At 37.9% G+C, this 20,703-nt stretch carries 5 protein-coding genes; all 5 read right to left on the bottom strand.

The window, feature by feature from the left end:
* Nucleotides 1-18: 18 nt before the first annotated feature.
* The 5 genes from UABAM_RS13435 to UABAM_RS13415 all read right to left on the bottom strand — a co-directional run bounded on the left by UABAM_RS13435 (nucleotide 19) and on the right by UABAM_RS13415 (nucleotide 20,679).
* Nucleotides 19-4,185: a serine/threonine-protein kinase gene (locus tag UABAM_RS13435; protein WP_151968517.1), complete on the bottom strand. Its 4,167-nt coding sequence runs from the start codon at nucleotides 4,183-4,185 to the stop codon at nucleotides 19-21.
* 10 nt (nucleotides 4,186-4,195) lie between these two features.
* Nucleotides 4,196-8,245, bottom strand: coding sequence for a serine/threonine-protein kinase (locus UABAM_RS13430; RefSeq protein ID WP_151968516.1), 4,050 nt, complete (start codon nucleotides 8,243-8,245; stop codon nucleotides 4,196-4,198).
* A 10-nt stretch (nucleotides 8,246-8,255) separates the two neighbouring features.
* Nucleotides 8,256-12,305 carry a serine/threonine-protein kinase gene (locus UABAM_RS13425; RefSeq protein WP_151968515.1) on the bottom strand — a complete coding sequence of 1,350 codons (4,050 nt, stop codon included), beginning with the start codon at nucleotides 12,303-12,305 and terminating at the stop codon, nucleotides 8,256-8,258.
* A gap of 10 nt (nucleotides 12,306-12,315) precedes the next feature.
* Nucleotides 12,316-16,425, bottom strand: a complete 4,110-nt coding sequence (locus UABAM_RS13420; protein ID WP_151968514.1) for a serine/threonine-protein kinase — start codon at nucleotides 16,423-16,425, stop codon at nucleotides 12,316-12,318.
* A gap of 168 nt (nucleotides 16,426-16,593) precedes the next feature.
* Nucleotides 16,594-20,679, bottom strand: a complete 4,086-nt coding sequence (locus UABAM_RS13415) for a serine/threonine-protein kinase (RefSeq protein WP_173013302.1) — start codon at nucleotides 20,677-20,679, stop codon at nucleotides 16,594-16,596.
* Nucleotides 20,680-20,703 lie beyond the last annotated feature (24 nt).

Raw genomic sequence — 20,703 nt, 5'->3', positions numbered from 1 at the left:
TGCCCTTTGTTATGGTATTTATTTATCTAAAAGATGTTCGAGATTTGTATTATACAATTGTTCTATTGTGCGTACGAATTCATTGCGATTTCCTGGAGCAGAAACGCCTTTATCACGGCTTTGAAGTTGATACAGGTGCCCCAACATTTTTTTCGCAAGCTGTGGTTTGTTCATTTTATGATATATGACGATCATTGCCGCATGATTTTTTATCCCATGAAAAGGATCTGGCTTTCCCGAACGCAGTAAAAAGTTTTTTTCGTAGGCGCGCAGTGCACTTGAATATTTTCCTTCTTCTAAATGATACCTTCCCAAATTGGCCAATAATGCTCCGGAAAAAATATCGACGTCGACATTGAAATGCCCCACATCTAGGTTTTTTTGCGTCGTTATGTCAAGGGCGCTGAGTAAATACACTTTTTTTAAATAGTCTAAACCTTTTGGTACATCATTTATGGCTTTTCGAGCATCATGTTCAAAGGTGTTTTTGTTATAAATAAAAAAAACTTTGTCAAACAAGTACAGTGTGTTTTGTGGGCGAAGTTTTGTATATATATTTGCCCAATACATTATTTGTTTTGCCTTGTGTGGCTCATTGCGACGCAAGTGTTCAAAAAAGTCACGCATTTTTTTGAATACAGTGAAGTATGATAGCTCATGAGATCTCCACTCATAGATATCTGCGAGCCAGAAGCTTTCTCGTTCTTTGGCATTGGTAATCCAGTAGTTGTAAACGAAAAGATAGATGCCATGGGCAATAGCCTTGTACATTTTTTTATTGTTTTTGTGCTTTTCGTAAAAACTACGCAAGAGTGATTCATTACACAGGGAGACGTAACTCACCGTCGCATAATATCTGACTTGTTCATCCGGGTGTTGTAAAAAAGCGTGGGCAATTTCTCTTCTTTCACTTGGTTGTTTTGCTCCCAAGATGGGCAACATTTTCTTTAGGTCTCCGACTTCTACCTCTTGATATAACTGGTACATAAGGTAACGCAGTAACTTCGTATCTTCAATCTCCTTGAACTCTTGTAGCGAACGATGCACCTTTAGTAGAGACAATGGGTAGGAAATCATGCATTGTGAGGAAGGTGGAAGTTTACTGATATGTTGTCGTGTCTTTTGTAGCATTTGTATTAATTTTAATCCTTTTTCAAACTCCGCTCCTTTGACGGTACGCAAGTCTTCATAAAATTGGTACAGACTGAAAAGGAAAATAGCGCTATACTCAAGAGGTTTGGGATTACTATTCGCGTGAACGTCTTTGTCGAACATAAACAGTGTTTTTTGTTTCTGAAGGCTGTAAGCAAACATCGCACGAAAGCGTACGTTGGGCTTTTCTTTACGAAAGCAATTTTTTACTTGTTGTTTTACATTCTTTATAAAATGGCGAAACTTTTCACCAAAAGACAACACAACTTCTTTCACGCGGTCACTCTGGTCTTGTAAGCCTTGACGAAGTACCTTGACAAGTTGATATTTTTTGGCCTGTGTTGGCAATTGAATGTTGTCTTTCATGAAGAACATGTAGTAAGCGTAACTTCGCAAAATTTCATCTTGTGATTCTTTTTGCATTGCGGCATTCAATATTGCTGTCGCTGTCGGTGCGTCTTTTAGTAAACAGTGCAAACTACCGGCGGCAACTATGCGTACAGCATTGTCTTTATCTGTCATCAACGATTGCAATAGCATTTTTTCTTTTTGAGAGATAATCGCGGTATATTTACCTTCGATTGCTTTTGTGGCGCGCCTAGATATGTCGAGTGGTTTCCATATATGAGGTACATACAATGCTTTGGCCACAAGGATTTTCAAGAAAGACTTTTGTGTTTGTGATAGTTGCGGTGTCATTGCTTGAGGCAGTTTGTATAGCTCTGCAAAAGAGGGCGATAAATAATTTTCGCGTAGAATGACTGTTGTGATAATACGCGTGACTAAGTCACCTTGATGATTGTCTAGGATATGGAATAGTGGTTCAAAACCCACAAAATGTAAGCATCCTTTTACTAACAAATACTTCTCTTGGGGAGTTGTGATCGAGAATTCCTTTTTCAATATTTTGACGAGCGCGCGTTGATTTTTTTTATGAAAGTCACGACTTCTTTGCCAAGTGTTATTTTCTTGAATATACGCCAATTGATGTAAAATCATTGCCCGCGTTTCTTGTTGGCACTTTGCCGTTATTTCACGTTTGATACTTTGGATGAATTCTTGTAGAGGTTTTAAACTAGTTTGTCTTTGAATTTTATCTAGCTCGTCGCGTAATGAATTATCATAACGCAAATTGATGAGAGCTTTTCTTTTTAGATTTTGGACATTTTTTTCTTTTAAATGCAATGTTTCTACGTTTCGTAAAACATCACTGGGTTTTTGGGATTGCCGTTGCGCCGCCAATCGGTTTCGGTAAGATGCACGATGTCCTTCGCGTAAATTTGGCCAGGTTTTTTCAAATAAGTCGGGACATTCAATGTCTTTTTCCTGTAGAAATTTATAGGTGAGGATTTGATAGACATATTCGCGCAGTTTGGGTTCGTGATAAGGAATTTCGTGAAGTAACTCGAATACATCAAGATCACTGTCGTGTATAAAATTTTGTACCAAGTTACAGGCGTCGTAATACTGTCCTTTTTCAATATAAAGTTTGGCAAGTTTTATAGAATAGCTTGCTACGGAAGGCTTTTCTTGGACGCATACTTTTAAATATTTTATTGCTTTTTGTTTGTTTGTTTCCGTACCCAGTTTAAGGTGTGTCTTTATCATTGCCTCCAAAAAATCGAGGTCATTTGCAAAAAAAGAGGCGATCTCTTGTAAATTTTTGAGTGCTTTTTTGAGTTGTGCTTTTTTCCGTGACGGAGATTTTTCATTTTCGCTGGTTTTTAATATACAGCTTGCCAAGTAATATTTGGCATTGGCGTCTTTTGAATCAATATCTTGAAGTAACTTTTGCGCTTTTTCGTATTGCCGATTTCGGTAATATAATAAAGCTTTGTAGTAGTTCAGAACACTGTTTTTTAAATTTTTGTTATGTAGTTTTTGGAGAATTTGGTTGGCATATTTATAGTCTCTATTTTCATATAACGTACGTACGACTTGTGTCTTTAAATGTAATTCCAAAGAGTCTATGAACTTCTGTTGTTCTTCGTTTAGGGCTTGATGAGAAAGAATATGGTGAATAATTTTATCGATGCTTTTTTGATGTTTACGTCCTTTTTCGCTATTTTTTACATTCACAGGTTGTTTTTTCATGAAGAAGGAGTTTTGAATCAAAAATGCGATTGTACATATGACAACTAGTGAAATCATCAGCAATTTTTTGACGGAGTGGTGTAATTTTACATTTTTATTTTGCAAAAAAAATTGCAAGTCGCGAATCAGCTGTGACATATCTTTGTAGCGCTGCAAACGACTGCGACATACAGCATTATGCCATATAATATCAATTTTTTTATTCAGCGCCGTGTTTTGCTTGCTTGGGGGAATGTGCTTTTCGTGTTGTATTTTGTACAAAATTTCTAGAGAAGTGTCGCCTTCAATCATGCGTTTGCCGGTCATGAGTTCGTAAAAAAGTGCACCTATGGCATAGATATCCACCTGCCCATCTAAAAGATCTGTTTTGCCGGAGATTTGCTCCGGAGCCATATAGGTAGGTGTACCTAGCACTTCACCGGTTTTGGTGAGGTCGAATTCGCGGCTATGCATTCTCTTTGCTAAACCAAAGTCGATAATAATTGGTTCGCCACTTTGCGTAACCAAGATATTCGCGGGTTTTAAATCGCGATGAACAATTCCCTTTTGATGTGCATACGATAAAGCGGTACAAATTTTAATGACTATTTTTATTTTGTCATGTAGTGACATTTGTGTTTGTTGTGCGTAGAGATTTAAGGGCGTACCTTTGATAAATTCCATTACCATATAGCGATAGTTGTGGACAATACCCGCATCGTATATTTTGCCAATATTGGGATGATCTAGGTTCGCGGCAATTTCCATCTCTCGTGTAAAGCGTCTTTTATTTGTATGTGAAGAGGTATCTATTTTTATGGCAACGGTCCGCAAGGGATCGCGCTGAATGGCTTTATAAACCATCCCCATACCACCTTGACCTATTTTGCCGGTAATTTCGTAGTCTTTCCATACTTGTCCTGGAGATATGTCTACTTGAGTTTCCGCAAATTCATCCATGAAGATCCCTTTATCTATTTATGATGCTATATGTTTCTTTTAAGAACAGTTTTTTGGTTATGCGGGGATTTCCCCACTCTTTACGTCGGTACAATTCATATAGGTAGTCAGTGAAAATGTTCGCTGTTTTTGTTTTGGATTGTTTTGTGTAAATATATGCCATTTGGCAGTGCTCTTCTAATATGGCATAGAACGGAGCATATTCAGTTGATTTATACAAAAAGTTTTTTTCGTACATGCGTAGTGCTTGTGGATATAACTGTAAATGGAGATATATCTTTCCCATTTTAGCAGCTAAATGTGTATTTATTTCACGTATGTTCATTTTTTCTATATAAGAAATGGCTTCGTTTTTTGAGTAGTTGTCAATACGCGCTTGTAGTAGGTACATTCTGTATAGAGTCCGTAAATGGCTTCCTTCATACGTGGTGTTTATATCGATGGCTGTGCTGAGTTTTTCCCAAGCCTGATTTTTTATATGGAAAAAGCTACCAGCAAAAGAATATATGCTTTCTTCAGGGTTTAGCTGTCGGGCCAATTCCAGATATCTTTTATAGTGCGAAAATTTTTGTGGTGAATGATCTTTCAAATGTAAAACGAATTGTTTTACTTTACCAAAAGTGTTTGTTAGCACCAAGTGCAGTGGTTTGTTGGAAAACATATCAAATAAATTAATTTCATTATTCGAGCCAGTTGTGGCGCTACTCCACTCATCGCAAAAGGACAAATACAAGCCATGTGCTGTTCCTTTTCGCAAAAATATATCCGTTGATTTTAGTGCTTGTTGTATAAATTTTTGTTGTTCTTTTTGCGAAGCAAATGCCAGAAAACTACCAATCGCATATTGACGTACTTTGGCATTTTTATGGCGAATAAATTGTCGGGCGGTATACATTTTTTCGCGTTTGCTTGTTTGTCCAAGAAGCTTAAGATAGTTGACTTTGTTGGGGCGTTCCGAAAAGCGCACTTCTTGTTGAAATTGACAAAGATAGTACGCCAGTAAATTGTTATCACGGACTTTTTGTAAATCACTCAGCGACGGATATACATCGACTAAGGACAATGTGTAAGAAATCATGCATTGCGAAGACGGTGGCAATGTATGAAGATTTTTATCCAAATAGGCAAAAAAGCGCGATAAGTTTTGAATAGTGAATTTGTTGATTCTTTGTCCTCGTGTATCCCAAAAGAACTTGTAGAAGAGGAATAATACGATCGATGTATGCTCCAGGGAAGTGAAAGTATCTTTTTTTTGTTGATAGAGGGGGTCGGTGAATAAAATATTTTCATTTTGACGAAATGTCCAAGCAAATAAAGCGCGAAAGCGTATTTTTACCGATGTGGAGTTTAAACATTCTTCAATTTGTGGCATAATCTCGCTAATACGCTCTCGATATAACTCTACATGAGGTAGAACTATTTCGCGAATTGCTTCCTCTTCTTGCAAAGCCTTTTCATATAGTGGAAAGTAAGAAGCTTTGTGTTTTGCATATAAGGAATTCCAAAATATGTAGTGCGTATAGCTTTTTATGGAAAAATCTTCTGAGCCCATGGCGTTGAATATCGTCTGTTCAATGTCTTTCCATTCCGCAAGGTTTTCGGGAGTTTCTTGGTAGAGGGCAAACAAACTAAGTGCGGCCGCTAGTGAAGTTTTTTGTGTAGGCTGTTTCCACAAATAAAGTAAAAGCTGTGTTTCACTCTTGGGTATCGTTTTGTTATTTTTGTAGCGATAAAAAGTGTCGCGGCGTTTTATATGATGAAGTACATACATCGATTGCGCAACGAGCACTTGCAAAAACTCTAAGTCTTGTCCTACATACAATTTTTGTCGTGACAATTCTGTAAAAACATCGGTCTTGGCAGCAAGGTAGTGTTGTCGCAGCACAGCGCTACAAACAATACGTACCCATATGTTGTCTTTTTTGTTGTGCGCGATGCGTATGATCGGTTCAAATCCAAATATTTGTAAATGAGCTTTGACCACCAAATATTTTAAAAAGGGATTGCGTTCTTCATATAGCATTTTTAGTAGTAGTTCACTTGTAATGTCTGCCATGTCGTTGTTTTGTTGATTTCGATACATGTACACTAGTTGGTAGTAAGTTTTTGCGTAGATTTCTCGTTGTTTAATTTTCTTGACTGTGTGGTGCGTTTCGCGTAAAAAAGTTTTGAATTTATTGGGAATGTCCGTTCGACGTAAAGCGTTTTGTATATCCTGGTCAAAAGTATTACTGTAGCGCAAATTAATCAGGGCGTCTTTTATTATTTTTTTCAGTTTAGAATCATCAACAGGTTTTAAGAATGCCTGTATTGATTTTGAGCGGTTTTTTACGCCTTGTAGCCATGAAATGTAGTCTTGTTGATAGTGTTTCTCTATAGAAGCCCATTTTTCTTTAAACATGTCTATGGGGTTGATGGTAATTTCTGTTCGGTAATTGCTCATCACTGAATAATAACATAAACGTCTGAGTCGCGGCTCATGGTAAGGAATTTCGTGAAGTAATTGCAAGGCTTCAAATGAAGTGTCTATATCAAGAGATTTCTTTAGATATACAAAAGCTTTGTGATAGTTCTTTGTTTGGAAATATATTTTTCCCAATAGTAACGCATATTTTCCGCTCTCACCGGAAAGACGTAAACAGCGCAATAAGTACTTTTCTGCTTTTTTGATCCTTTGGTATTGTGGAGAAAGGTAAATTTGTGCAATATATTCCAACAATTGAATATTCGATTCAAAACTTTTTTCCGCTTCGAGTAAATGAGCGAGAGCATGAGGATTATGTCCTTGATGAAGGTAACAAAGTCCCAAATAATAATGATACTTTGCGTCTTGTTTGTTGGCGATGAGCAGTTGTGTAAAGCCTTTTTCGGCAGTTTTGTATTTTTGTAAGTAGTAAGCAATAAAACTATCGTAGTAGACTTTGTTGAAGAACTGTGCCGGAACTTTGTCAAAAGTAAGTTGTGCGTCCTGGTATTGGCTTTCGCGATAAAATGCTTTAGCAATTTGTAGATTTTCTGTGGTGTTCAATGAGGAAGACGTGGCGATCAGTTGTTTTGCTTTGGCAAATTTATGCTCCTCTATGCGCTGTAGGATAAGGTGAAAGATCGTATTGCGCGTTGCGGTCTTTTGTAAAGGGGCCTCACTACGGAAGTTATATAAGAACAATAGCGTTATTACGAGAGCTACGATGGCCGTCGCAGCAATTGTGAAGAGTGATTTGCGTTCTTTGCGTAGCGATTTTCCTTTTGCCACATTTTTTATGTCGGAAATGAGTTGTGCTAGGTCTTGGTAGCGTTCGTTTTTCTTTTTTGCCACGGCCTTTCGCCATACGTTTTCGAGATTTTTATTGGGCAAATCAGCGACTTGTGAAAGCGGTAGAAATTTTTTATCTTCAATGTAACAGAGAACTTGTAATAGATTTGAACCGCGAACCATTATTTGTCCACTGATCATTTCATATAGAATCGTTCCCAGTGCATATACATCTACTTGTTCATCGATGGCCGAGCGCGTTCCGCTAATTTGTTCTGGGGCCATGTAATTCGGCGTTCCTATCACATCTCCTGTTTTTGTGAGATCAAAATTTTCATTTTCGATGTGTCGCGCAAGTCCAAAATCAATAATCATGGGGTCGTGATTTTTGGTAATCATAATATTGCTAGGTTTCAAGTCGCGATGGACTATTCCCTTGCGATGCGCATACCTCACCGCCTGGCATATTTTGGTAAACAGTGAGAGTTTTTGCGGTAATGACAAATGATTCTCTTGCAAGTAAAGGTGTAAAGAAACTCCATCGATGTAATCCATTACTAGGTATTTGCAATTGTTTTCGACACCAGCATCGTATATTCGCGGAATCCGCGGATGGTTTAGCTTTGCGGCAATTTGTGTTTCGCGGTAAAATCTGTCATCATCGATATAATTGGCGCGAGAGAACTTGATGGCGACGATACGTCGCAGGGTTTTTTGTTCTGCTTTATATACAATTCCCATGCCCCCGCGTCCAACTTCTTCTATAATACGGTAGTCATTCCAATGTTGATTTTTTTGCAAATACACGGCCGTTCCTCTACTTCCAGTTCTTTTTGATTATGGGGTATTTTGACTTGATATCTTCAATGAAATCTTGTTTGTCTATTTTTTCCTTGTGCCAGCTATTGCGGCGTATCAATTCGTACAAGTAGTCGAGCAAATATTTGCCAGTTTCAGGTTGCTTTTGTAAAAAATACAGAGAAACCATTTCATTGTAGTCATTGTGTCTTAAGGGTAAAATGTTAGTATAACCGACGTTGGTTAGAAAATATTTTTCGTAAATACGTTTTGCAATTTCGTATTTATGTAGTTTGCGATATGCTGCTGCAATGTAGGTCGCGAGAAAAGAAACACGGTGTTGTGATAGACAATCAAGTGCTGTTTGTGTTTGTTGCTCTTCTAAACAAACCTGAACTAGTTTCAGGGTGTAAATGTCGAGCTGGTTACCGGCTTCTCCATTTTTGTTTAGGTCAATGGCTTCTTTGATAAGTTGAATGGAGTTTTTGTTGGGAAATAGATATGCTTTGGAAAATTTATAAACACTTGATTTTGGGTCTAAAGTACACGCGAGTTCCAACAACGCTTGGAGTTTTTTTGACTTTTGTGGGGTGACATTTGCGACATACTGCTTCATTTCAGAGAAACGGCGATTCGTTACTGTTGACAACGGTTTTCCGGAAAAAAAATTATATCCCAGACTTTCCTTAAAGTTAGATTCTGTAATACAGCTGTTGACCAATGAATAATACAAACCTAATGCGACGCCTTTTTGGTAATCCATGTGTGCATCAAGTGCGCGGTGGTATATTTTGATTTGTTCCGCTGGAGCAGCACAGGCCACATAGCTACTTATGGCAAACTTTTGTATCTTCGAGTGATTATTTTCGATAAAATGTGCGGCAATACCTTGCCTTTCTTTGGCATTTTTTGCATTTAAAAAAATCAGCAAGGCCGATTGAACGCCTATATTAATTTCTTGTTTCAGTTGGTGAAGGTAATATGCCAGTAGTTTGGGATCTTTTATTTTTTTGAGTTGATCTAGTGATGGGTGCACCTTCATGAGGGAAAGTACGTATGAAATCATGCACCGCGATTGCGGTGGAAGTTTGTCTGTAATTAGTTCTCTTTTTAATATGTCGAAAAATTTCATGGCCTTGGTGATGTTTTGTTGATTTCTCGTACTAAAACTACGCATATCAAAAGAAAATCGATAGAGTCTAGAAATAATAATTGTCGTTTTTTCCAAAGGAGAAAGTTGAGGAAACCATTTTTTATAAAAAGGGCTTTCGAATATATTGGCCTTTAGTTTCTTGTTCAAACTCCATGCGAAAAGAGCATACATGCGTATTTCTTGCACGTTAACACATTGATCTATTTCTTCTGTGACCTCGGAGATAAATTCGCCAAAAAATTCCGCATTGACCAGAGCCATTTTACGTATGAAAGTATCTTTGTGCAGTAAGGACTTTTTGTAAATGGGTAAGGTTTTTTTCCGCGAACTCAAAGGTAATATCTTCCAAAACATAAAATGTGCATAGCGACTAAGTCCCCCCTCTTTATTCATTTGCAGTTGTATAATTTTATTGGCTTTTTGACTTAGCTGCGGATGTGTGTCGGATACCAAAATGCCCAAGCTGATGGCCGCAGAAATTTTTACCTTGGGAGATTGTTGTCGCATTAAATACTGTAAGACTTCTATTTCAAAATCAGGGATAGATTTACTGTTGTAGTAACGCTTAAATGTATCTTGGCGCCTGTATTTATGTGGGACATACATCGCTTGGGCGATCAGTGTTTGTAAAAATATTCCACTCTTTGTGGGCAGTCGGAGTTGTGGTAGTTTTGCAAACACCTCAATGTTGACCGCCATGTAATGTTTACGTAATACACTACAACAAATCATTCGCGTGACAGGATCGACATTTTCATCGTTGGCGGTCATAATGATGGCATCAAATCCGAATATATTTAGATACCCTTCGGCAAGGAGATATTTTAAAAACGTATTTGTTTCTCGGTGCAACTGTTTGTGCAAGAAATCTTTATCTATGCCTACAAAACCTCGATGTTGCCAACTGTGATTGCGGTACATGTAGGCTAGAGAATAATAGACACGCCCGAGTTTTTCTTCTGCGATGGTCTTTTGAATTTTACGATAAATATTGATAAAAAACGTCTTGTCGCGTTTTGATAATTTTGGGTTCAGTTGTGCTTGCCCAACTTCCTTGGCGAAAGATTTGCTATAGCGGAGGCTCCATAGAGCGTTGCGTGTAGACTCACGCATTTTTTCGTCGCGCATTGGTTTGATAAAGGGATGGACTGAAACATCGCGATTGTGGTAAGTACCTTGCCATGCAACGTAATCACGACGAAAAGTAAATTCTATTTCACGCCATATTTCTTCAAACAAGTCGGGTTCGCGAATGTTTTGATATGATACGCTGTGGTACAGTATGAGTTGGTAGCACATCTCTCTTAATAGCGGTTCTTCATAGGGGATTTTATGCAAGAGTTCGAGAGCTTCCTGGTTGTTTCCCGATGCCAACGTTTGTTTGAAATAGGCAAATGCCTCAAAGTACTTTCTTTTTTCCAAGCTTATTTTTCCGAGCATCAGTGTATACTTGGCAGTGACGGGGTATAGCCGTAAACATTTTTTTAAGTATTCCGCGGCTTTATCCACATCCGAGTGTCGATATATCGCAGCAATATTTTCGAGAAGAATAACATCTTCCTCAAAATTTTGTTCGGCCTTTAACAAAAATTTAAGCGCTTGTTGCGGTAATTTTTCGTGGAACAAGCACATTCCCAGATAGTAGTTTAGTTTGCTATCTTGGGGGTGCTGTTCCAGGAGTTGCGAAAAATGCTGCCGTGCTTTGTCGTATTTTTGTTGTTGATAGAATATGAGCGCTTGTTGATAAGCAACGTCAAACGTCGGGGGGAAATTTTGCAATACGTGTATGGCGACATCGTATTTTCTGATACGGGAGTACGCTTTGGCAATTTGAATCCCTTGGTATTCACTCACCGGTTGTAGTTTGCGCATGATGATACCGGCTTTTTTCAGCTGATCATTGTTGATATGATGTAGTAGTTTTTCAAAAGACAACAGACGTTGTTTTTCTAAACTACTTAGTTCGATGGTATGTTCGACTTCGCTTTGGTGTTTCCACAGAAAAAATGATGCGGTTAGAGCAAGTAAAACGAGCGCGACAATGAATGCACTTTTCGGGCGGTATGTGTGTTTGACCTTTTGTCCCTTCGTGTGTAGTTTTAAGTCGCGAATGAACTCCCCCATAGTTGCATAACGGTGGCTTTTTTTCAACGCCGTCGCATTGCGCCAGATAATCTCCAGATTTTTATCGACATTTTCCATTACGCGCGACGGGGGAAGAATTTTGCCATCCTGAATAAAGCACATCACCTCAAAAATATGACTTCCTTTTATCATACGTTGGTTTGTCATAAGTTCGAAAAGAATAGCGCCCAAGGCATAAATATCCGCTTGGTGGTCTATTGCCGAACGTTTTCCGGCAATTTGTTCAGGAGCCATGTAGTGTAGTGTACCAACTACATCACCTGTTTTGGTCAAATCGAACTCTTCATTGTCTATTTGTTTCGCGATGCCAAAATCAATTACCACCGGTTCACCGTCATCTTGGACAAGGATATTTGCCGGTTTTAAGTCGCGATGGACTATACCGTTGCGATGCGCAAAATGTATGATGTTGCATATTTTGATAAAGAGCTGTATTTTTTGGTTCAATGAAATATCTGTATCTTTTAGGTATGTACCAAGGGGTTTGCCAGCAATGTACTCCATGACAATATAACGGTAGTTGTTCTCTATACCAGCATCATAGATTTCCGGAATACGTGCATGTTGTAACTTCGCGACTATTTGGATTTCACGCATAAAACGTTGGCCGCTGTTTTCCGAAGTGTTTGCTTTCGAAAATTTGATCGCAACAATGCGTGAAGGCGAAATTTGCTGTGCCTTATACACCACACCCATTCCACCACGTCCAATCTCGTGTAGAATTTCGTAGTTTTTCCACGTTTTTTTTGTCGAATTTGTAATGTACTTCACTCAAAAGCTCCTACCATACGATATCGATATGTGGTTTGGATTTTTGTAATTTCTTTAGAAAATCGTCTTTCGCTGGCTCAGTATTTTTTTTGGCGCGCATGCGGCGGTCTAGCTGGTAGAAATACTCCAGAAAAATTTTGGCGGTTTTGCGATGATCGTTTTTTATATAGCAATTCATCATTTCACTGTGATAGCTAATTATATCACTGAATGGCGAAGTGTCTTTTGTTTTAGATAAAAAATATTTCTCGTAGAGTCTTAAGGCGTTGTTGTATTTCTTTTGGTCTTCATAAATCCTTGAAAAATAAACTAGTAATGATGCAGGAATTTCATGGACGGAAGGGAAATATTTCTCTACTTGTTGATTTCTGTTATTTTTGCTCAGAAGCTTCAGAAGTCTCAGAATATACATGTATTTAAAATTACCTGCGTAATGTTTTTGATTGTATTCAATGGCACGAGCTACGTTATATATGGCTTTTTGGGGAGGAAAAAACAAATGTTGCGCATAAATGTATTCACTTTTTTCTGGGCAAAGTACAACGGCGTGTCTTATCCATTTTCTATATTTTTCAAACTCTTCGGGGGATTCACTTGCTTTTTGTTCTACGAACTTGCGTAAGCGGAGTAGGCCGTCAGCGAGAATAAGGTCCAGGGATCTATTACTAAATAAGTCATCAAAAGTAATGCTTTTTGCTTTCTTGTCGTTTATCCAGGCATTCTGCAGGGAAAAGTAATGTCCAAGTGCGACACCTTTTTTTAGACTTTGATCTTGTGAGGCTTTTGCTTTGCGGAATATTTTGTTGCGTTCTTTGTCAGAAGTAAACGCTGTGTAACTACTTGAAGCGTACATGCGAACTCTGGGATCTTTGTGGGATAAAAATTGTTTGGCAATATAGTATTTTTGTTTAGGAGATATCGCTCCAATGTAAGGTAAAAGAAACTCTTTATTACTACCTATGTCCACTTGCTGGTGCAGTTGATAGAGAAAGTATGCGAGCAACTGCGGGTCTTTTATGTTCCGTAGTTTTTGCAAAGACGGGTGAAGTTGAAGGAGGGACATGACATAGCTTACCATACACTGTGATGTGGGTGGTAACGAGTGTAGTTGTATTTTTAGCTGATTTAAAAAGGCAAGTGCACGTGTCAAAACTTGTGTTTGATTTAGGTCTTTTAAGCGTCGCGTGTCGAAAAAAAACTTGTAAAATTCGAATAATAACCTTGAACTTTGTTCTAAGGGGGTTAAATTTTTTGCGACACTTTTGTAGAGTGTATCTTCAAAAATGGTTTTTTTGCGTTTGTGTAAAGCCCAAGCAAAAAGAGCACGAAAGCGTAGTCTCTGTGACTGTGTTTGTAAAAGGCATTTTTTTATTTCTGGTATGAGCTCACGAATACGGTGACGAAATATCTCTATTTGCGAAAGAACGATTTCTTGGATAATACGATTGTCACTTTGAAGAGCTTGTTTATATTTTTCAAAGTACTCCGCTCTTTCCGCATTGGGGCTCATCCAAAATAAAGAATGAGTATAACTCGCCAGAATCTCATTGTCGCTTTGCATCGCACGAAATATAATTTTGTTTATTTCTGCGAAAGTTTCCGTATTTTTTGGTAATAGGGCATGAAGGCTCAGCGCTGCTGTAGTAGAGACATGTGTAGATTTAGAGTTACGTAGCAAATGCAAAAGTAATTGTTTTTCCTTTTCTTCCATTTTGTTGCGGTAAGGCATGGGGCGATGAAAAGTATCTAAACGATAGAGAAAATGGGGAGTATATAGGGCCTGACAGATACTTATTTGCAAAAACTCCTGTTCCTCTACGGCAAGTTTCTCTTTGCACGTTGGTAAAGAGTAGAAAACGTCTATATTTTCTGCGAGATAATTTTTGCGCAGTACAATGACACATAGCATACGTGTTACTAAATTTTCGTTATTGTTTTTGGCTATTTCGACAATGGGTTGAAAACCGAACATGTGAAAACAACCTTGGATGAGCAAATATCGCAAAAGTACTTTTTTTTCCATGTGCAGCATTTTCAAACAATTTTTGGCGTTGATATCTGGGAATTTTTTTGAGTGCCAGTTATTGTTGCGTTGCATGTGGGCTAGTTTGTAATAGATGGCACGTTGTTCTTTGGCCTTCATCGCATGAACTTCCTGTTGGAGTTCTTTAAAAAACGTAACTGTCGATTCTGGGAGGCTGGTATCTTTTAGTAGTCCGTTTATCTTTGCGTCGAACTCAGGATTGTAGCGCAGTGTGATTAGAGCGTCGCGTACAGTTTTTTTGATTTCATCGTTATTAATTTTTTTCAAAAAGGGTTGTAAGTCACCTTTGCTGTTTTTTTTCGCGTGGTGCTGTGCAATGTAATCTTGACGATAACGATTTTCGATTTCCTCCCATTTGTCGGAACAGAGGTCGGGAGATTTCATCTCTTTTTCTGAAATACATTTATGCATAAGTGATTGGTAGCACCATCTGCGTAGTAACGGTTCGTTGTAGGGGATGTCATGCATTAGTGCCAGGGCTTCAAAAAAATCTGAGGTGTTAATTGCTTTTTTCAAATAAGAAAATGCACGGTAGTAGTTTTTGTCATGCAACTCTAGTTTTCCAAGTCTGACGGCGTATTTACCAGTATACGGAGAGAGAGAAATACAGCGTTTCAAATAAGTTTTAGCCCCCAAAATATTTTGTTGTGCCTGTAATATCTCAGCGATGGTCTCTAAAATAGGAATATCATTGCTAAAGCTTTTCTCTGCTATTTGCAAATGGTGCAAAGATTTATGGAAAGCGTTTTGTTTAAAAGCACTCATTCCTAAATAATAATGGTATTGAGCTTTTTGCTCCTCTTTTAGGAGTGCTTCAAAAGACTTTTGGGCGTTTGCGTATTGTTGTTGCTGATAAAGAATAAGTCCTTTGTAGTATTTTGCGGTAATACTTTGATTGGGGAGAGTGTCCAAAAGCTGAAAGGCTTTTTTGTATAATCTCTCATTGTAAAGAGTTTTTGCAATTTCCAGCAATTGTTGATTGTTTAAATCTTTTGTGTCAAAATTCTCTGGTATATTTTTGTTCTCTATGTTGAGTATGATTTGTTGAAATTTCTTTTGTTGTTTTTTTTGTTGCTCTTTTTGAGCTTGGCTTAGTTCTATACTCTCAAGTTGAGAACGATAACTTTGATAGAACATCAATGTTATAATGGAAATAGCAACAAGGAAAATGCCCACCGCATAAATGTTGTTATTGGTAGGAGCTTTTACCTTCCCCCCCTCTGCAAATTTACGCAAGTCGTCACCAATACTTTTTGCACATTCGTACCTGCGGTGTTTTTTGATCGCTGTGGCCTTACGCCAAATATTGACAAGACTTTTATCTGCTTGTGGGTTGATTTTATGTGGTGGAATAAAGTCGGCCTGTTGAATTTGGAAAAGAGCTTCCAACGAATTTGTACTTGTGACCATTCTTTTGCCACAAATTATTTCGTAGAGGATAGCTCCTATCGCATATATATCTACGCGACGATCTATATTCGAACTTTTTCCCACAATTTGCTCTGGTGCCATGTAATTAGGGGTTCCAATCACTTCTCCTGTTTTTGTTAAGTCAAAGTTGCGCGTTTGCATGTCTTTGGCCAATCCAAAATCAATCACCACTGGTTTGCCATTGCTAGTGATCATTATATTTGCGGGTTTTAAATCTCTGTGTATGATCTTTTGCCGATGCGCATAGTCGATAATGGAGCAAACTTCGATCATAATATTTAATTTTTGTTGTAGAGATGCGGTCTCAAAATACTTATCAAGCGACTGCCCTTCAATATAATCCATGACTAAATATTTTTGATTATTTTGAACACCTGCATCGTATATTTTTGCTATCCCAGGGTGATCAAGTTGCGAAGCTATTTGCATTTCGCGTTCAAAACGCCTTATGCTTGAAGTCGAAACGGCTTTGCTAATTTTTATGGCAACTATTCTTTGGGGATGTAATTGTCGTGCTTTATAAACAGCACCCATACCACCTTGACCTATTTTTTCCAAAAACTCATAGTTCTTTAAGTGGGAAATTGTAAGGTCTTTGTTATTCAAGAAATCATCCCAAATACGTGTATTTTCAAATTCTTGCATCTGATAGCTACTCCCTGCTGATAGTAGAATACATCTTAAACACCCTTAGATAAATTAAAACACAGAGGATATATATAAAAAATAAAAAAATGAAAAAGCGTTACTTCCAGTTTTTTTTGATTTTGGGATACACTATTACGTGAAGGTAAAATGATCTACTTCGCACTCCTACCAAGAACTTTTTATGTATGGCTTCTCACCACAGACTTTTTTGAAAAATTTATCGCTATTTGTGTTGCGGCTGTGTTTTTGGCGGCGATATAGCTGGTAAAAATACTGGAGAAAAATTTTTGCCATGCTCTTGTTGTTTTTCTTTAAATAACAATACATGATGTCGCTGTGCTCGGTTATCAACTCTAATCCAAAGGGGGAGTAATCATTTACCCGTGCTAAAAAGTACTTTTCATAGAGTTTTAGTGCATCATCGTAGCGATGTGCTACACGGCACTTTTCGGCAAAATGTATCAATAGTGCGGGAGGAATTTCGTGTAGTGTAGATATGTATTTGTTTAGATTATTTTCTGGGAAAACGCCCGTTCTTTGATGGACCATGTCAAGAAACTTGATGACGTTGATGTGTATAGCGTTGTTGTCTTCTACTGGGGAGGTAATATTTTCCTCGGGAAAAAACAAATGATAATTGTATATGTATGTGCTTTGCTTTGGACAAAGATCCATAGATCTCTTTGCCCATATGCGGTATTTCTTTAATTTTTTAGGCGCTTCATTTTCAATGTAATGGGCAAATTTTATCAGCCGTGAAAACTGTTCAACTAGGGTAAGTTCGATCGATTTACCACTAAATAAGTCTTCGAAACGAATACTGGGCATTTTTTTGTTTTTTATCCAGGCATTGCGTAACGCAAAATAGTGACCGAGCGCTACACCTTTTTTAAGGCTTAGTTGTTGTGATGATTTGGCCAATTGGAACATTTCCGTTTGCTGCTTTTCTGTGGAAAAAGCGACATAGCTACTTACCGCATACATTTGTACTGCTTCATTGGGGTGTGATAAAAACTGTTTGGCAATGTCGTGCTTTTCTTTGGTCGTGAAGGCCTTTACGTAATTTAGGTACGCTGTTCTGTTACCTAAATCCACTTGTTCGTGTAATTGGTATAAAAAGTAAGAAAGCAAGGCCGGGTCTTGTAATTTTTTTAATTCCTGTAGCGGTGGATGAAGTTGTATCAGAGACATTACATAGCTGATCATACATTGAGATGTTTGTGGTAGTAAAGGGAGTTCTTTTCTTAGGATACTTAAAAAACGGAGTATCTGCGCAAAGATTTGTGCCTGACTAAAGTTTTCAATTCGTCGTGTTTTCGCAAAAAATTTATAGAACATCATGATAATTAAAGCACTGTGTTGCATCGGAGTTAGTTTTTTGACGAAACGTTTATATAGTGGATCTTCGAATATCGTTTTACCTTGCCGTTCTAATAAAGTCCAAGCAAATATAGCGCGGAAACGCAGCATAGGAGATTTAGACTGCGTAATGCATTGCGGAAGTTCTTCCATTAATTCTTGGACACGCTGATGAAAAATTTCTACCTGCGAAAGTGCAATTTCGCGAACCATGAAACTGGGATGTCGCAAAGCTTTTTTATACTGGGAAAAATACGCAGCTTTTTTTGCGTTTGGGTTTAGCCAAAACATAAAATGAGTGTATCTACTTAGTTCCAGGTCATCATTTTGTTGCAAGGCTTCAAAAATGAGTTTGTCAATGTGTGCTGGGCAAGATCTTTTCTCCGGTAGCAATGCATTGAAGCTGATCGCCGCGGCAACAGCGGCACGCCGTGAATGAGAAAAGTCAATAAAATGTTGTAGTATTTGTAACTCCTCCTCTTCCACTTGGTTGTCTTTGCGTAAAGGACGATCGAAAGTATCCTCTCTGTGTACTAAGTGTGGGACAAAAAGCGCTTGGCTAATACTTATTTGTAAAAATTCACGTTCTTCCTTCGAAAGATTTTTGTCTCGCCAAGACAAATAGAACGTGTCGCTATTTTCTGCGAGGTAATTTTTGCGCAGCACCACGGCGCATAACGTACGTGTTACGACTTGCTCTTTGGGATTTCTAACTATTTCAATGATGGCTTGAAAGCCGAACATATGAAAATAGCCTTTGACCAGTAAGTACTTCAAAAACACTTTGGTTTCTTTACGCAATATTTTCAGATAGTCCTCGGCGTTTATTTTTATAAATTTTTGGGAATTCCAATTTGCATTGCGGTGCATGTTTGCTAGTTGATAATAGATTGCCCCTTGTTGTTCTTGTGCTCTTATATGTTTTATTTGTTTGGCTGCGGCCTTAAAAAAATCTAAGGAAGACTGTGATAGTGTTTTTGTTTTTAAAAATTCGTTTATTTCTGCATCGAAACTTTTACTATAACGAAGAGATATAAGAGCTTTGTGTACCGTTTTTTGTATTTCCTCATTGTTGAGCTCTCTTAAAAAGCTTTGTATGGAGGCTGCTGATTGCTTTTTGGCTTGTTGCTGTAAAATGTAATCTTGTCGGTAACGATTTTCAATTTCAAGCCACTTTTTCGCAAACAAATCGGGGGGTTTTATTCTCTTCTCTGTTAGAAACTTATTCATGATTGATTGATAGCACCATCTGCGTAGTCGTGGTTCTCGATAAGGAATTTCGTGGAGGAGCTTTAGTGCGGTATAAAAGTTTTGCGTAGCGAGAGCTTTTTTGAGGTAAAAAAAAGCACGGTCGTAATCCTTACTTTTTAAGGCGATTTGTCCTAAGCGAACGGAATAATCGCCAATAGAAGGGGCTAGAGAAAGGCAGCGTTTTAAATATTGTTTGGCCGTTTCCATATCGCCGTTTTTTTCTGATATGTGGGCAATTTTTTCTAAAAGGAAAAGGTCGTTGTCAAAGCGCGGTTCTGCTTTTTTAAAATGTTGGAACGATTCTAAAAAGTCCTTGAGTTGAAAAGTTATTTTACCCAAATAATAATGATACTTCTCGGCGGAAGGCTCGCTTTTTTCTACTAAAAGGTTGAATAACTTTCGCGCTTCACTATATTTACCTTGTTGGTAAAAAATAAGCGCTTTGTAATAGGTATATGTTTCGGTAAAATTTGTTTTACGGGTTGTCTTTTTTAGTAAATTTAAAGCTCTCTGATATAGCCTCTCGTTGTAAAGCGCTTTCACTAAGTCAAGGTTTTGTTGTTCATTGAGACCTTCTATGTCGATCTTCAGGGGAAAATTCTTGTTTTCGATGTCATGCAGGATACGTTGTCGTTTTTTTTCCATTTTTAGTTGCCGGGCTTTTGCCTGAGTACTCAACTTTATATCAGGCCGCGAGCGGCTCTTGCGATACGCAAAAGAACTGAGAAGAATAAGGACAATGGCAAGTAAATAAAGTCGTTTTCTGATGGGAAATTTTACGGTATCTCCGGCCAAAAATTTGCGTAAGTCATTTTGTAAATCCTCCACTTGTTGATAGCGTTGTTTCTTTTTTGCCGTAGCTTTATACCAAATATTGACAAGGCTTTTATCGACTTGAGGATTGATTTTTTTCGGCGAAACAAAATTCCCGCGTTGAATTTTAAAAAAAGCCTCTAGGGGACTAGAACCCGTTACCATTCTGTGCCCACAAATTATTTCATAAAGAATGGCCCCTAATGCATAAATGTCAACACACTGATCGATATGAGCACTTTTTCCTGTAATTTGTTCTGGAGCCATATAGTTTGGCGTTCCGATGATTTCTCCCGTTTTTGTTAGGTCAAAATCGCGCGTGTGGGTGTTTCTCGCTAATCCAAAGTCAATGACAACTGGTTTTCCATTATTTGTTATCATTATATTTGCAGGTTTTAAATCGCGGTGTATAATACTCCTACGATGTGCATAGTCAAGAGCAGAACAAACTTCAATGAGAATTTGTATTTTTTTTTGTAGAGATACTGTTGTAAAATATTCGTTGAGGGGTTTTCCATCAATGTAATCCATCACCAAATATTTTTGGTTATTGTAAATACCAGCATCGTATATTTTGGCTATTCCAGGATGCTCTAGTTGCGAAGCTATTTGCATTTCACGTTCAAAACGACGTGCACTTCTATCAGAAGTGGCCTTGCTTATTTTTATAGCAACTATTCTTTGGGGATGTAATTGTCGTGCTTTGTAAACCGCCCCCATACCACCTTGACCAATTTTTTTTATAAATTCGTAGTTCTTCAAGTGCGAAATGAAGTTTTTGTCTTTGTTGAGTTCATCTAATATATGTTTGTCTTCAAACTCGTTCATCGAATAATCGCTCCAAGATGATAG

Origin of the sequence: Candidatus Uabimicrobium amorphum, assembly GCF_009002475.1 — a bacterium.
In the GTDB taxonomy this organism is placed as follows: domain Bacteria; phylum Planctomycetota; class Uabimicrobiia; order Uabimicrobiales; family Uabimicrobiaceae; genus Uabimicrobium; species Uabimicrobium amorphum.
Note: the sequence above shows the minus strand (reverse complement) of the source record. Positions and strands in the feature narration are given on the sequence as shown.

What these genes read in the sequence shown, in the direction of transcription:
- UABAM_RS13435 (WP_151968517.1), bottom strand. Translation starts at nt 4,185, where the DNA reads ATGGATGAATTTGCGGAAACTCAAGTAGACATATCTCCAGGACAAGTA.
- UABAM_RS13420 (WP_151968514.1), bottom strand. Translation starts at nt 16,425, where the DNA reads ATGCAAGAATTTGAAAATACACGTATTTGGGATGATTTCTTGAATAAC.
- UABAM_RS13415 (WP_173013302.1), bottom strand. Translation starts at nt 20,679, where the DNA reads ATGAACGAGTTTGAAGACAAACATATATTAGATGAACTCAACAAAGAC.